Genomic DNA, 16288 nt, shown 5'->3' with positions numbered 1-16288 from the left:
TGATTATTTTTTTAACCTCTGACGAAGCCATAACATAAAAATTGCAGTAAGGCTACCTAACATATTGGCAAGCGCATCTAAAACATCTGCACTTCTTTCGGCAGTAAACAGCCCCTGGCAAATCTCAATGATAACACCATAAACCGCGGCAGTTAAAAAAGCATAACCATATGCTTTTACACTACTTCCCGCTTTTGCTTTATACGTTTTATACAGCAATATGGTAAAGACAAAATGAAAAATAAAATGAACAATTTTATCTTTATTATCAATATCCAGCCAACTTGCTTTAGGTATACTCGAAGCTCCGGCCAGACAGGCATAGGTTACAAATACTCCCCATGCGACAGCTGCCGGCAAAAATTTGTTACGCACCAATCAGTTCTTTGTACTGGTCACTGCTAAGCAGTCCATCTACTTCAGAAGCGTCAGATATTTTCACTTTAACCATCCATCCGTCTCCATAAGGATCAGAATTTACTTTTTCCGGAGTAGTCTCAAGAGAATCATTGAACTCAATGATCTCACCAGACAATGGAAGGAATAGGTCAGATACTGTCTTAACAGCTTCTACCGTACCAAAAACCTCGTCTTTATCAAGCGTCTGATCAAGTGTTTCAACTTCAACATATACAATATCGCCAAGCTCTTTCTGAGCAAAATCTGTAATACCTACAGTAGCAACATCGCCTTCAATTTTAACCCACTCGTGGTCTTTAGTGTACTTTAAGTCTGCTGGAATATTCATCTTAGTTTGTTTTTCGCAAATGTATGTTTTATAAAAATAACTGTAAAATCTTTTTCTATTAATTTCCAAAATTATACCTGATCGTAAATCCGGTACGAATGTTGGTTAACGGGAACGACGTAGATATGACTGCTTTAGAGAATGAATGGTCATAATAGAAAATGGCAGTCAGGTTTTTACTGAAAGCATAATCTGCCGTAAGCTTAATTGACCATATATTCTGTCCGCCACCAAGTTGGTTATTATCATAATCCAGATAACGCACAATCGTTTCATTCTTTCTCAGCGCAAAATCGGCTTTAATATTAATATCGCTCCTGATAGTATTGGTTGGATTATCAGCAAGACTCGAATTGATGATAACGTCTTTTATACGATACCCAAGCCCTACAATATATTCGTTACCCTTAACCTCAGTAAGCAGGTTATTATCAAAGCTCATGTTAAGAGACCTGTCTTTACGTATCTCAGCAAGTATCTTAATAGAGTTCTTCATCTCAAAATCAATACGTATAAGCGGATTGAACTGCTCTGTTAAGTTTACGTTTGAAATAATAGTTTTATTATAGAAGTTACCCTCACCGTTATTATCACGGGCAATTTCTCCAGTATCATCAGTCTTATAGTCAAAGTTAGAACGATACGAGTTAACAGTGTAAGTAGACTTATAGCCGTGCTGAAGCGAGAAACGCTTAAACTTGTCTTTAAAGAACTTATAGCGCATTAACCCTGTATACTTAACCACCCAGTTAGGAAGCGGCACATCTCTCAGGAAGCCTGTAGACACTTTTGAAGCATCCTGTCCTGAGTAAGCCGCCATAAATGATGGTAATAATACCGCCTGGCTATTTTTACCGTACCCAACAGGATAACCTGCATTTGCTTTAGAAAAATCACTATCAGTTGGGTTATTTGTATACACCGGGAAACTAGAAGTTCCGTAATGCTCGGTAGCGAGCCTGGTGGCAATCGCCATCCTGTTTTCCCTCATTTGGTCAAATGCATCCGAGCTGTTTACATCACTCTTGCTAAATGCTGTACCAATCATAATAGTTGATATCGAGAAATTACCAAATGTATACGGTGACAACGAGTTGTAATCTAACCTGCCGTCAAAATCAGTATCCCTAACATCAAATTGTTCTGAATAATTCTTTGCATACGTCCTGTTTCCGGTAAGGTCGATCGTAAAGTCAGGGAATAAATCTACTCTCGATGTAAAATCAAGCTGTTTGGTCTCGACCTGCGTAAAGTTTTGGTTAAACTGCGGATACATGGTTAAATAGCCATTTTCAGCAGCTTCCTGACGAACACCACGATCCTGACTACCAAAGATAAAGTCAAGCGTTGGCTTGCTTGTACCAAAGAAACCTATATTAGGCAGGTATCCCGGAAGTGAAGTACCATTAGTTTCGGCATAATTAACCTGAATTGTCTTCACACTGGTAAGCACCCCTATAAGCCCATCAACAAATACATTATTACCCGAAGTCGCTTTAGGCGCTGCCGTAACTTTCTCCCCCGGTTTAGGTGCTGCAGTTTTAGGAGCAGCTCCCTTAACCGGCTTTTTCTTACCGGTAAGCCCTACATATTTGTAAAGCAGATCCATATTCAGCGTCGTATTGATCTTTTGACCATTTTTATTCTGGATCGTATTACCTAAATAATATTTATCATTACCATCAAAGGCATATGCCAGTGCGTCGTTAGAACGCATCCAGTCATAAGAACCTCCATATATATACGTTGCTTTTATGAAACTAAGCACAGGTATCTTATTAAGCGGAATGTCATAATTAAGAGCATAGGTTTGCCTGTGCGTATTTGTCTCTCCCGTATTCCAGAAATCCTGCCAGATGGTATAATCCTGAATCGGCCTGCCATCTTCATCCAGATAATTCCTCACTATATTGCTTGTCTCAACATTATAGTTCAACCTTAGTGATTTCGTAAGGTTATAGTTAAAGCCATACCTGTATTCAAAGAAATAATTCCTTCTGTAAAGCGGGTTGATAGGAATACCGTCTACATCAACATTCCTGAATTCCTGCCTGTTGTACTGCCTGATAATATTAGTACTGAATGAAATATTAGTAGGCAGGTAATTAAAATTAAAGTCCTGCAGTATTTTCCAGTACTGGCTTTTCTTCATGAAGGCATTGTTCTTCAAAGGCTCAACTGTTTTTGGCTTAAAGGTATACGTATAGTCAACCCCGGTCCTTAACTGCTGATCAACAAGGCTCTCTACCTCATAATCATGGTGATTCGTCTGATTGAAAGAGTAATTTAACGTTAAGTTCTCAGGATCGTAGACATGTTGCTTCTGCTCAGGCGCCCTTTCTTTCTTAACCCCTATAAAGTTGATACTTTTCCTTTTCGTATAATCAATCGCCCTTTCACGAATGTTATCTTTTTCGGCCTGGTCGCTGGTATTGTCAAGCATAACATCAAGCTTAACATCCTGCTGGAACGGATCATACTCAGGGGTAATGATCTCTTCTCCCACACCATAGTTGAATGGCAGGTTCACTCCCCATTTTTTTGGAAGCAGTTTACCCAGATTGATATTCGTTACAATATCATACTGCTTGGCATCTTCCCTGCTTCTTTCATTAGGGCTTTGCTCAATAGTACCAAAACCTATCGTACTCATCCTTCCTGTAGCAGAAATAGTTGCAAAGTCAGCAAAATTTGTATCCATACTGGCCACTGCAGCCATACCGCCCTTATTATCCATATCAGAAAGACGTAGCTCGTTGAACCACACTTCTCCCCTTATGTTGTTTCCTGTATCATTCCTCACACCCAGCATCAGGGTCCTAACATTTCCGAAGTTAGGATTACCACGAATACCGATCACCATATCCGGACTCAAAGAAGGGTCAAGTTGTTGTGCCGGTATGTAAATCACCCCGTTGACATCTGCAGGAGGTAAATTTTCATTATTAAGCTTTCTTACTTTTAGTTTTGTCAGCGCTTCAAGAGTAACAAGCATCTCATTCTCCGAAGGCCATATTTCCTCAGCTGTCCTTGAGCTTTGCGCAGAAACCTTAAGTTTCATTTGTACCTCATAAAAGTTGTCTGTAAAGTCGTTACCAAAACGTATGAAACCTTTCATCTCATCATGCTTCAGATCTCTTCCTGTACCAATATCAACAGGAAGGGCTTCAGCGTGAAAGAACATTCTCAGCTTCTTGAACTGGCGCATGTCTACATTCACGTTCTTGAATACCGCACGTGAGTCATTTGGCTCAAGGCCACCATCTGTAGTTCCAGCAGGAGTTGAATATACTCTTAGCGATAATGACTGCTCATTTTGATTGATCACGGCATTATTGCTGTAAAGCTGCTCTCTTATTACTCCCGGCGGCGACACATAAGGAATTGGCGAACGCGAACCGTTCTCCTGAACGTTAAGCGACACAACATCAAAACCTGTATTAGGGTCATTTACAACCGCAGGATCGTCAGAATACGGATCGCCGGCATCAAGAGAATTTGTATATCTTCTCCATTCACCTCTCACAAGGTCAAGTGCAGCAAAACGCAATGTTACCTCGCTTTTAAATCCGCTTACTAAAAGCCTCATAAAACGGATAGAACGCACACTGCTGATACCACCTACCGATTCTCCAAGATCAACAGGCACTTTATACAATAACCAACGACCTGAAACTGTACTCCCATCGGGCGCATCCCTGTTAAAATCTCTTGTATCTACAAGATAACCCTGGCCAGGCTGTTGTCCCGGCTCAATAGGAATCTTGTAACGATAATATGAATCAATAGTATTCATGGTATTATCCCTGTTGATATCCTCTGTATCCGGAAGCGTTGTAGAGCCTCTGTTTGTATCAGCAATATCTACAGGTGAGTTACCCTGCGTACCGTTATAATTTTTATACCTGTCAAGCACACTTCCTGATGCTGCAAGATAGAACTGGTAGTTATCACCTGATGGATCATCAAGAGTAAATGTTGGATATTTTGTACGTTCTTCATCATCTGTCAAACCATCAAAACCAACATCCTGAATTGCACGGTTTGCCGTATCAGTATCAAAGGCATATATAAGTGACTGTGATACAGGCACATCTCCCCAAACACTGTTAAAAACAGATTGATTACTGTTAACTCCCGGAAGACCGTTTTCATATTGTTTCCTGTTATCCTTCAGGATATCCTCAGAAAGTTCACCAAGGTTAATCTCAAGCACACCTGTATTATCAGGCGATATTGCGTCATTAGGATTATTAGAATCATACGGATCCATTACCCAAAACTGTATATACTCTACATTCGTCTGCTCAAAGTTAGTAGAGTTAATGGCACGCATTATACCTGCCCAGTTTTGAGGGGCATCTACTTCAGAAAATTTAAAAGCATTCCCCGGTAATATTGGGTTAAAGTTATAAGGCCCTCTTTCCTGCGGATAATAGGTAAGGTCAAGCGTATTCACAACAAGGCTTTGCCCCGGAGCCACATCGGTCACCGGATAAAGCTCCTCATAATAGATCCGTCTCGTTCTGTTCGAGGATATGTCATCTTTCGTAATACCTTCTGCCCCACCTGAACCCTGGGCATAGAATACCGGGTCAATACTGTACCACGACAGCTTCGCCCTTTTATAGCCATAGATAAGATCATTGGCAGGGGAAACTTCATTAGCAAACAAAGTAGCGGGAGCACTCGATAGTGTCCATCCTAAAGGAGAACGCATATCGATATTTGTTTGCGAACCTTCAAAATCGTCTACATAAGTTGTGGCCTCACCATTAAACTGGTCAGCTTTTGATGCTCCTGGCTTAAGATAAGCTACCTCACCCCTGAATGAGAAGTTTGAAGGAACATCGGTATCCATATTTGGCAGTTTGTTTACCAAACGCGTGAAGAATGGCACCTCTGTAGCGAAGTTTGCATTAAGTCCGAAAATCGTATTGTTTACCGATTCCTGACCATAATTTGTTTTATTGGTAAACGGCCTTTCTGACATATTAAGCAATGTCGCGCCAACCAGGAATTTATCGTTGAATTTGTGTTCGATATTAAATCCGGCAAAACGCCTTGTCTGTTGACCGAAAACGGAATTGTTTTCTACAGAAACCTCAATTGGCGTGTTTGATGCCTGAAGTGAAGCATCCAGTATCTGCACCCTTCCTAACTGATAATTCACGGTATAGTCCACACCTTCTACAAGCACTCTTCCTCCGGCAGTTACAACAACCGACCCCTGAGGAACGTTAAACGCGCCTAACGGAATTCCGTCTCCTCCTGTAGATTTAAAGCGGCCACGTAACTGGAATTTATTTTTCTGGCTTTGCTGTAATGCATCTGCCTGTGTACTCTTATACATTTTTCGGTACACATATTTTTGCTGGTTAGGGCTAAACGACGATTCCGGGGCAGTATTATAGTCAGGCGGCGGCGGAGAACCCTCAGCCACAAGCTTATCATACAGGTGCTCACCAAAAGGTTCTACCGTAGTAAAGATCAAACGTCCGTTTTGCGTATCAACGGTTAGTCCGGGAATAAAGTCAAAGAAACCATCACCATCAACCTGTGGGTCATTGGTATAGTTCAGCCTGTCCACATTAAATACACGCAGTAGCGGCGTATCAGCAACAGCCTCATCTTCAGGAGTACTATTATTCTGTACCGGCAGCGGATCTGGATTACCATTAGAATCTAATGCCGGAGTAATATAGTTTAATGGAGAAGGATCCGTATACATGATATTCATCCTGAAGTCTTCCTGCGCAAGCTGGAATGCTCCCGGAATCATGTAAATGTTTTTCATCATCAAATCCCAAACCGGCTCTTCAGTATTCACAAGATTACTCTTAAGCATCTTCAGCATAAGGCTCTGGGTAGTTGGCACAGGTGCTGTACCCGGATTAGTAGGGCTCCCCGCAGGATCAACGTTAGTCGCAGCCACACCATCGGTACCAAATTCTCCCACCTGGTATACATCGTTTCCTACGGTATATTGGTAAGCTACTGCAAGTACTTCGTCATTATTCAGTTTTTGGTTAAGCGATATATAACCCAATTGTGCATGGTAGCTAAATTCGCTGGATGTCAGTTTTCTTGCATTCTCCAGTTTAGAATAATCACGCCCCTCGCTTATTGGACCTAACTGAGAATTAAAACTGTTGCCATCAACGGTAACAATTTCACGAATAGAAGGATTAAGCCATCCGTCAACTGTGCCTATCTTCTCGGGATCCATCCTGTTATTCCTGTTGTCAGGAAAGAGATCAAATTGAGAACCGTTAGGACTATTGAAAAAGGCCGCAGGATTAGGACTGCTGGTAAATACCCCCACAGTTTCCTGGGTAACCTCCGTATTTGTACCGGGTTTCTGCAGTCGGCTTTCACCTAAATCCTGAAGGGCAATAATATTCCTTGAGTTGTTTTCGGCGGCGTTTATCCTGTTCTGCCTGTTAGTAACCCAAACTTCTATTCGGGTTATCTGTACCCTGCTGTAAATTTGTGGATACTCCCTAAGGGAATAATCATAGTTATTCCTGAAGTATTGCGAAAGAAAGTAGTGTTTATCTGTATCATAGTCCAGCGCAAACATCGAGAACTCCTGAATGGTTCCTCCACCCTGTGCAGTAACGGTTTTGGTCTGTGATTTCTGTTCAGAGAAGATACCTGTCACGGTAGTCTTACCAAACTGCAGTGCCATTTTAACACCAAAAAGGCTCTGCGCACCACGCACTAACGAGTTAGACAATGGGAAGCTCACGTTACCTACCTCGATTTTCTGGATGATATCATCTTCGGTCGGGGTATATTCAAGTTTTATAAGATTCTGGAATGCAAATGTAGATTCAGTATCATAATTTGCCGTAACATTCAGGCGCGTTCCGACTTTACCCTGCAAGCTCATGGAGATCCGCTGGTCAAAATCAAAAGTCAGTGTTTTCCTGTTTCTTGGCGAAATTGCAGGATTATCTTGTTTGGTGTACCTGACGCCCAAATCAAGCTCAACAGATCCCTGAGGCTTGATATCAATGGTGTTACCCCCAAATATGGTTTCAAAAAAGCTTGAATTTACATAGTAGCGCGGCAAGAGGTTCTTCTGTTGTTCCTCGGTACCTTTTCCATCCATTGCATTTGATTTCTCCTGGAAATATTCACGCATGGATTCCCTTAGCACAAGCTCCTGATACTGTTCAGGCGTAAGTATTATGGGATAGGTTATATTAAATCCATCAAATTTTTTGGTGAAAATATATTTGTTTGTAACAGGGTCATAGGTATATGCCTCTACAATACTGGTAGGGTTTGGAATTTCTACTTTACCGGTATTATATCCTTTAATAGTATCACGTGTTTCTTCTTCCTCTTCAGTCACCTGAGCCTGTAACGCAACACCAAAAAATAAAAATACCAGAGAAAGGGCGTATTTTAAATTATTGCAAAAATCTTTAGAGTATTCTGTTTTCAAGGACTATAAATTTTTTAATGCTTGTTTTATAATTGTCTCCACACTAGCCGACGGATTCTCTTTAACAATCTTTTCTATCGCCTTTTCTGCCAATTTCTTGTTAAAGCCCAATACCTCCAAGGCAGATAACGCTTCTTCTTTATTTGTATTGTAACCCGAACCTGAAACTTCCTCTAAATCGTATAGTTTTAACACTTTATCCTTTAAATCGAGTATAACCCTTTGGGCAGTTTTAAGGCCTATCCCTTTTATCGACTGTATGGTCCCTACATCACCCGAGCCTATGGAATGAATGATGTGCTTTGGCTCCAGCGAAGAAAGCATAGTCCTGGCTGTACCGGCACCAACACCCGAAACAGATAGCAGCAACTTGAAAAGTTCCCTTTCAGCCTTTTCGGCAAAGCCAAAAAGCGTGTGGGCATCTTCCTTCACCTGTAAAAAAGTGTAGAGCTTAATATTTTCAGAATCCGGCAGCAACGAAAACGTATGCAGCGATATATTAACCTGATATCCCACACCATTGCAATCTATTACTACATCGGTAGGTGTTTTTTCTACTAATCTTCCCTGAAGGTGTGCTATCATAAATTTTTCTTAAGCCGTTCCCAAAAATAATAAAATTCTTTAACCCTGCACTAAAAACTATTTGTTTGCCATTTTAAGGCGGTATTCTTTCTCCTGAGCATCTACAACAGCCACTGCTGCCATATTTACCATCTCTTCTACACTTGCTCCAAGCTGGAAAATATGCACCGGTTTATCCATACCCATCATAATCGGACCAATTGAAACCACACTATCAAGCTCTTTTAAAAGTTTATAAGTGATGTTTGCCGACTCAAGATTAGGAAATATAAGTGTATTTACTTTTTTCCCTGCCAGTTTAGAGAACGGGAATTTATCCTTAAGCATTTCGGGATTAAGCGCGAAATCGGCCTGAATCTCACCGTCTACAATCAGGTCGGGATATTCATTATGCAATATAGATACCGCCTGCCTTACCTTAACGGCATGCGGATGTGTAGACGACCCAAAGTTAGAGAACGACACCATAGCCAGTACTGGCTCCATACCAAACATGCGTACTGTTTTGGCTGTCATAACCGCAATTTTAGCCAGTTCCTCAGCAGTTGGATCAGGGTTAATAGCAGTATCCGAAAGGAAAAGCGGGCCACGCTTGCTAAGCATCATATTCGTTGTAGCAATACGGCTTACACCCGGTGCTCTCTCTATAACCTGCATTACAGGCTTCACTGTAGAAGGGTAACTTCTTGAATAACCTGTAACCATCGCATCTGCCTCGCCTTCATTTACCATCATCGATGCAAAATAGTTACGCTCCCTCATCCATTTTTGGGCATCCAGCAGGTTTACGCCACGGCGCTGTCTCGTTTCCCAGTACGATTGGGCATAACGCAGCCTGCGTTCATCCTGGTCTTCCGTCTTAGGATCCAGTATTTCAACTTCGGCATCAAAGCCTATTTCTTCTTTAAGTTCGTTTATCGTTTCACGGTTACCCAAAAGGATAGGTGTACCTATACCCTCTTCCATTACTATCTGTGCTGCTTTAAGCACATGCAGGTGGTCAGCTTCTGCAAATACAATTCGCTTAGGATCGGTTTTTGCCCTGTTGGTAAGCAATCTTACCATTTTATTATCATTACCAAGACGCTCTAACAGTTCCTCAACATATTTATCCCAATCCTGAATAGGATTTTTAGCCACGCCGCTGTCCATTGCTGCTTTTGCAACAGCGGGAGCTACTACAGCAATCAGCCTTGGGTCAAATGGTTTCGGAATAATATAGTCGCGCCCAAAGTTCAGTTTCGTTTCGCCATAGGCAATATTTACCTGCTCCGGAACCGGTGCTTTTGCAAGCTCGGCAAGGGCATGTACTGCAGCCATTTTCATGGCCTCGTTTATTTTTGTAGCACGTACGTCTAGTGCTCCTCTAAAAATGTATGGGAACCCCAATACATTGTTCACCTGGTTAGGATGGTCGCTTCGCCCTGTCGCCATAATGATATCAGGACGTGTGCCTATAGCCACATTATAATCAACTTCCGGTATCGGGTTAGCCATTGCAAACACGATAGGATCATGGTTCATGCTTAACAGCATCTCAGGTGTAAGTATATTACCTACTGAAAGCCCAAGGAACATATCTGCACCTTCAATCGCTTCAGCAAGCGTTTGGGCATTGCCCGGCTGCGCATATTTCATTTGCTTCGGAAGCAGGTTTTCACGACCTGTAACCAGCATACCGTCAACATCAAACATTTTGATGTTTTCAGTCTTTACACCAAGAAGGACATACAGATCGGCACAAGCCAAAGCAGCCGATCCTGCGCCTGACACCACAAGCTTAATATCGCCTATGTTTTTTCCCGCAAGTTCTGCCGCATTTATAAGCGCCGCAGAGGATATGATCGCCGTACCATGCTGATCATCGTGCATTACCGGAATATCAAGCTCTTCTACAAGCCTTCTTTCTATTTCAAAAGACTCAGGAGCCTTGATGTCTTCAAGATTGATACCTCCAAAAGTAGGAGCAATATTCTTTACAGTTTCAATAAAAGCGTCGATATCTTTTGTACCAACTTCAATATCGAATACATCAATATCAGCAAATATCTTAAACAGAAGGCCTTTACCTTCCATTACCGGTTTAGATGCTTCAGGACCTATGTCTCCAAGGCCAAGTACCGCGGTACCGTTAGATATTACAGCTACCAGGTTACCCTTGGCAGTATATTTATATACATTATTTACATCTTTAGCTATCTCAAGGCATGGCTCGGCAACACCCGGTGAATACGCTAATGATAAATCTCTTTGCGTAGCATAAGGTTTTGTTGGCACTACCTGTATTTTACCAGGATGTGGTTTAGCATGGTATAATAGTGCTTCTCTTCTCTTACTGTATTGGTTCATTTTGAATACTTTTTTTCTGGAACCAACAAAGGTAACCCTATCGATGAAACTGTGAAATTTTTAACGCGATTCTTTTTGCAAACGTTTTTTATGCGAAAAATGTATCTTTAAGCAAATTTTAGCATCAACAACCATGAAAAAAATAACACTGATTCTCTTCGCAGCTGCGGCTATCCTCCAATCCTGCGCAAAGAAAGATGCTCCGGCAGAAAATGATAAAGAATTCAACACTATGCTGGACAATTATTATTCTGAAAGAATGAAACTGTTCCCTATGGAATCTACAACTTCGGGAGACAGCATTTATAACAATCTTTTACCAAACAGCCTTACCGACGCATATAATGATCAGGTAAAGGCCTTTTTCGACAAATATAGAACCGAAGCCAACAAATACAAGGACAACGAGCTATCGGAAAATGACAAGCTAAGTAAAGAACTGCTCCTTTGGGAATGCGACATCAACATTGAGCAGTTAGGCTTTAAAGAAAACCTACTACCAATGAACCAGTTCACTTCGCTACCGCTTACTATCGGTCAGTTTGCAAGCGGTTCAGGAGCGCAACCTTTCAAGACCTTCAAAGATTATACTAATTGGCTGCAACGACTTGAGAGCTTTAACCAATGGCTGACTACAGCTCAACAGCGCATGAAAGAAGGTGTTTCCAAAGGTTATGTACTACCAAAATCACTCACCGTAAAAATGATTCCGCAACTGGAAGACCTGGCTAATGAAAACGTACAGGAGCATCTTTTCTATTCGCCAATAAAAGCATTCCCGGCGTCATTTACCGATGCGCAGAAAAAGGAACTAACGGATAAATACACGGCTATACTTAAAGATAAGATCATCCCTTCTTTTAAAAGCCTGCACAACTACGTAAGCACCGATTATCTTAAGGCGAGCCGTACCACAAGCGGTATTTCGGCTATTCCTGACGGCAAAAAATATTATGAACATCTTATAAAGCGTTATACCACTACCGACATGACTTCCGAAGATATTCATCAGTTGGGATTAAAAGAGGTGGCACGCCTTACTTCGGAGATGGAAAAAGTAAAAACACAAGTGGGCTTTACAGGATCATTAAAAGATTTCTTCAACTATGTTCGTAACAAAAAGGAGCTTATGCCGTTTACCGAGCCTCAGCAGGTAATCGACAATTTTAATGCTATCCATGAAAAGATGAAGCCAAATCTGGAAAAGCTTTTTGACCTGAAACCAAAAACACCTTTTGAAGTACGCAGAACAGAAGCTTTCCGTGAAGCATCGGCCAGTGCGGAGTACAATCAGGGTTCAGTTGATGGTACACGTCCCGGTATATTTTATGTACCAATTCCTGATGTAACAAAATACAACATGTATGCCGATGAAGACCTTTTCCTTCATGAAGCAATTCCCGGCCATCACTACCAGATATCTATACAACAAGAAAACACATTACTGCCTGCGTTCAGAAAAACAATATGGTTTAATGCCTATGGCGAAGGTTGGGCATTGTATACCGAATCGCTCGGTAAAGAACTAGGTTTATACACTGATTCTTACCAGTACTTTGGCATGCTTAGTGCCGAAATGCATCGTGCATTACGCCTTGTTATAGATACAGGCCTGCATACCAAAGGATGGACAAGGGAGCAGGCTATTAAATATTCGATTGAGAATGAAGCCGAACCCGAAGAAAGCATCATTGCCGAAATAGAGCGTTATATGGCTATACCCGGCCAGGCATTATCATACAAGATAGGCCAATTGAAAATACGTGAGCTTCGTTCGAAAGCAGAAAAGGAGTTAGGAGCAAAATTCAGTATTAAGGAATTCCATAACCAGGTGCTTGATGCAGGATGCCTTCCGTTAAAAGTACTGGAAGGAAAAATTGACAAATGGATTAAGAGTAAAAAATAATCTCTTTTATACATAAACAGAAAGTCCGGCGTTAAGCCGGACTTTCTTATTCTACTTCACACGTTGGGTTATGATGAACAGGAAAATTACACGAATTGGCAATAAAGCACAGCTCGTTTGCCTTTTTATGCAAAGCTTGTGCTTCTTCAATCCTGTCAGCCTTAGATATCATAACTTTAGGATGTAAAATCACTTCCGTAAAACGGCCTGATCCATCAGCTTCAACCTCTAATGTTGCCACGGCATCATCAGTATAAGATAAAACCTCAATACCTGCCTGAGTACAGACATACAGATAGGACATCATGTGGCATGACACCAAACTCGCCAGTAACATATCTTCAGGATTATATAATGCAGCATCGCCTTTAAAAGCTTTCGCCGCCGATATTTCCAACAAAGGTTTACCTTCAATCGAAATGTTATGGTTCCTGCTGTAGCTTTTTATATTTTCGTTCTTCCTGTTTACAGTCCAAAACGCTTTTGCTTTAAATAAATGCTTAAATCCCATATTCGCTAAGGTTTTAGGAAATCTATATTTCTTTTGAGCCCTTCAAACTTTGTACGCTTTACAGCAGAGTTTTTAAACACTGCTCTAAAAGTATCTTCGGTGATTTCCTCCCAGTCTTTTTTGGTCAGTGACAACAAATCAGGATGGGGATTGAACAATGGCTCGCTATGCGGTTTAGAAAAACGATTCCACGGACAAACATCCTGGCAAATATCGCAGCCAAAAGCCCATTCGTCAAATTTACCCTTCATCTCGTTGGGCATGTTATCCTTAAGCTCAATAGTAAAATAGGAGATACATTTGCTCCCATCTACCACATACGGCTGAATGATGGCCTGTGTAGGGCAGGCATCGATACAGGCAGTACATTTCCCACAATGGTCCGTTACGGCGTGATCGTATTCAAGATCAAGGTCAACAATAAGTTCGGCTATAAAAAAGAAAGATCCCACCTGTTTGCTGAGCAGGTTACTATTCTTACCGATCCACCCAAGACCACTTTTGGCAGCCCAGGCCTTATCGAGTACCGGTGCTGAATCTACAAATGCCCTTCCTCCTACTTCTCCTATCTCTTCCTGCATAGAATACAGGAGTTCCTTTAGCTTTTCCTTGATTACAAAATGGTAATCCTGCCCGTAGGCATATTTAGATATTTTGAAAGTATCAGTAACCTGGGTTTGCTCAGGGTAATAATTCAATAACAAAGAAATTACGCTTTTAGCATCGTCTACCAATAATGTAGGATCAAGTCGTTTGTCGAAGTAGTTTTCCATATACTGCATCTGCCCATTGTGGTTGGCATTAAGCCAAGCCTCCAGCCGTGGTGCTTCCTGTTCAAGGAAACCGGCCTTGGAGATACCACAGGAAATAAAGCCGAGACGTTGGGCTTCCGCTTTGATGAATGCTGTATATTTTTCTTTGTTGTTGATCAAGACACCTTAATAAGATACAAAGGTACAACTTCCATAAAACAAAAACCGCCCCATAATTGGAGCGGTATACTGAAATTGAGGATGATTATTCTGCCAGTAATTCGTCCAGATTGGAAAGTCCCATAGAGAAACCTTCTTTGAAGCCCATTGCAACAATTTTCTCAAGGTCTTCTTCATTGTCAAAAGCAAGTTCCATAAAAGCATTAGTCTTATTACCCGAACCTTCAAATCGGTTTGTCCAACGCCCTACAGATAACTCAGACACATTACCCTCTTCATCACAAAAGGCATTGTTTGCCGAAAAGCTCCTGCCTTCATCAATTGCAGTAAAATCTACCCTGCACCATTGCTTGGTACCTTCCGGACTTACCATGGCATACATCCATGTTCCGCCGACTTTAAAATCCATCGATTTTGTTTCAGCCCTGTAAGGCTTCGGAGCCCACCATTTATCCAATAACTCTGCTTCTGTCCACGCTTTCCATACCCTGTCAACCGGCGCGTCAAAGCTTCGGGTAATCATCAGCTTTTTGCCCGACGGGTCTTTTTCAATTTTAGTTTCATTCATAATTATTCGTTTTTTGTTTGATTCGATTTCTTTTTTGCGATACTATTAGCAACTATACGGTTGCGAATATATAAAAAGCAATCAAACGGTTGCTATTAAAATTTGTTAAAATTTCAAAACAGGATAAAAAGCAAAAAGCTGCAAGTGATTAACTTACAGCTTTTAATACAATTATATTATTATCCGAACAGTCCTCCCTGACTGCCGGGAGTCATTCTGCCAAGATGCTTAAATGCTTTCTCGGTCACTTCCCTTCCTCGTGGCGTTCTTATAATAAAACCTTCCTGAATAAGGAACGGCTCATATACCTCTTCTATGGTCTCACCACTTTCTGATACGGCAGTAGCCAATGTAGATAAGCCTACAGGTCCGCCTTTAAATTTATCGATAATAGTGGTCAATATCTTGTTATCCATTTCATCAAGGCCATGCGCATCAACATGAAGCGCTTTTAGTGAATAACGGGCGATTTCAATATCAATCTTCCCATTACCCTTTATCTGGGCAAAATCACGCACACGACGAAGCAATGCATTTGCAATACGCGGCGTACCACGGCTTCGACCCGCAATCTCGATAGCAGCTTCCATGGTTATAGGCATCTTTAGTATGGCTGCACTACGCTCTACAATGGTAGTCAATAGTTCGGTAGTATAATACTGAAGTCTGCTCTGGATACCGAAACGGGCACGCATGGGTGCAGTCAATAGACCCGATCGTGTTGTAGCACCTACAAGTGTAAACGGACTAAGGCCTATTTGTACAGAGCGTGCATTAGGACCCGATTCGATCATGATATCTATCCTGAAATCTTCCATCGCCGAATAGAGGTATTCCTCTACAACGGGACTAAGGCGGTGTATCTCATCTATAAAAAGGATATCCCTGTCGTCAAGATTTGTCAATAGCCCTGCAAGGTCGCCCGGTTTATCAAGGACAGGCCCCGAAGTGATCTTTATCCCTACCCCAAGCTCATTGGCCAAAATATTAGCAAGCGTAGTTTTACCAAGTCCCGGGGGCCCGTGAAACAGGGTGTGATCTAATGCTTCACCACGCATATTGGCAGCCTGCACAAATACCTGAAGGTTTTCAAGTACCTGATGCTGGCCGGTAAAATCGTCAAATGAGAGAGGCCTTAATTTCTTTTCAAGGTCCAGCTCATCGGCATTATAATTTGTATTGGTAGGGTCTAAATTCTCATTCATATCGCAAAGATAGCTGAATTTCGTTTGT

10 protein-coding genes are annotated in these 16288 nt (G+C 41.5%); 1 reads left to right on the top strand and 9 read right to left on the bottom strand.

Annotation, left to right across the window (positions count from 1 at the left end):
* Positions 1–3: 3 nt before the first annotated feature.
* From ACX0HA_RS12685 to ACX0HA_RS12665, 5 genes are read right to left on the bottom strand one after another with little or no spacing between them, the layout of a single operon-like run.
* Entirely contained in the window at positions 4–375 is a 372-nt protein-coding gene (locus tag ACX0HA_RS12685) for a VanZ family protein (RefSeq protein WP_458845665.1), read from the bottom strand.
* Positions 368–748, bottom strand: a complete 381-nt coding sequence (gene gcvH, locus ACX0HA_RS12680; protein WP_458845664.1) for a glycine cleavage system protein GcvH — start codon at positions 746–748, stop codon at positions 368–370. Before gcvH ends, ACX0HA_RS12685 begins: the two co-directional genes overlap by 8 nt.
* A gap of 58 nt (positions 749–806) precedes the next feature.
* The gene (gene sov, locus ACX0HA_RS12675) at positions 807–8204 is read right to left on the bottom strand and encodes a T9SS outer membrane translocon Sov/SprA (RefSeq protein ID WP_458845663.1); all 7398 of its coding nucleotides are present in this window, start codon (positions 8202–8204) and stop codon (positions 807–809) included.
* A gap of 3 nt (positions 8205–8207) precedes the next feature.
* Positions 8208–8789, bottom strand: a complete 582-nt coding sequence (ruvA, locus tag ACX0HA_RS12670; protein ID WP_458845662.1) for a Holliday junction branch migration protein RuvA — start codon at positions 8787–8789, stop codon at positions 8208–8210.
* 57 nt (positions 8790–8846) lie between these two features.
* Positions 8847–11138 (bottom strand): NADP-dependent malic enzyme, encoded by a 2292-nt coding sequence (locus ACX0HA_RS12665; protein WP_458845661.1) that lies wholly within the window; start codon positions 11136–11138, stop codon positions 8847–8849.
* Between the two features lie 133 nt (positions 11139–11271).
* Between ACX0HA_RS12665 and ACX0HA_RS12660 the strand changes: the two genes are divergently transcribed.
* Entirely contained in the window at positions 11272–13044 is a 1773-nt protein-coding gene (locus tag ACX0HA_RS12660; protein ID WP_458845660.1) for a DUF885 domain-containing protein, read from the top strand.
* A gap of 46 nt (positions 13045–13090) precedes the next feature.
* Here ACX0HA_RS12660 and ACX0HA_RS12655 read toward each other — a convergent pair whose 3' ends face one another.
* From ACX0HA_RS12655 to ruvB, 4 genes are all read right to left on the bottom strand, one after another.
* On the bottom strand, positions 13091–13555 hold the full coding sequence (locus ACX0HA_RS12655) for an OsmC family protein (protein WP_458845659.1): 465 nt from the start codon (positions 13553–13555) through the stop codon (positions 13091–13093).
* Between the two features lie 5 nt (positions 13556–13560).
* Positions 13561–14487, bottom strand: a complete 927-nt coding sequence (gene queG, locus ACX0HA_RS12650; RefSeq protein ID WP_458845658.1) for a tRNA epoxyqueuosine(34) reductase QueG — start codon at positions 14485–14487, stop codon at positions 13561–13563.
* Between the two features lie 85 nt (positions 14488–14572).
* Positions 14573–15055: an SRPBCC family protein gene (locus tag ACX0HA_RS12645; RefSeq protein ID WP_458845657.1), complete on the bottom strand. Its 483-nt coding sequence runs from the start codon at positions 15053–15055 to the stop codon at positions 14573–14575.
* Between the two features lie 179 nt (positions 15056–15234).
* Entirely contained in the window at positions 15235–16260 is a 1026-nt protein-coding gene (gene ruvB / locus ACX0HA_RS12640) for a Holliday junction branch migration DNA helicase RuvB (protein ID WP_458845656.1), read from the bottom strand.
* Positions 16261–16288: the final 28 nt, after the last annotated feature.

The sequence above is a fragment of the Flavobacterium hauense genome, assembly GCF_054457175.1.
Note: the sequence above shows the minus strand (reverse complement) of the source record. Positions and strands in the feature narration are given on the sequence as shown.

Coding starts and splice junctions, on each gene's coding strand:
- ACX0HA_RS12660 (WP_458845660.1), top strand. CDS start 11,272: ATGAAAAAAATAACACTGATTCTCTTCGCAGCTGCGGCTATCCTCCAA.
- ACX0HA_RS12665 (WP_458845661.1), bottom strand. CDS start 11,138: ATGAACCAATACAGTAAGAGAAGAGAAGCACTATTATACCATGCTAAA.
- ACX0HA_RS12645 (WP_458845657.1), bottom strand. CDS start 15,055: ATGAATGAAACTAAAATTGAAAAAGACCCGTCGGGCAAAAAGCTGATG.
- ACX0HA_RS12655 (WP_458845659.1), bottom strand. CDS start 13,555: ATGGGATTTAAGCATTTATTTAAAGCAAAAGCGTTTTGGACTGTAAAC.
- gcvH (WP_458845664.1), bottom strand. CDS start 748: ATGAATATTCCAGCAGACTTAAAGTACACTAAAGACCACGAGTGGGTT.
- ruvB (WP_458845656.1), bottom strand. CDS start 16,260: ATGAATGAGAATTTAGACCCTACCAATACAAATTATAATGCCGATGAG.
- ruvA (WP_458845662.1), bottom strand. CDS start 8,789: ATGATAGCACACCTTCAGGGAAGATTAGTAGAAAAAACACCTACCGAT.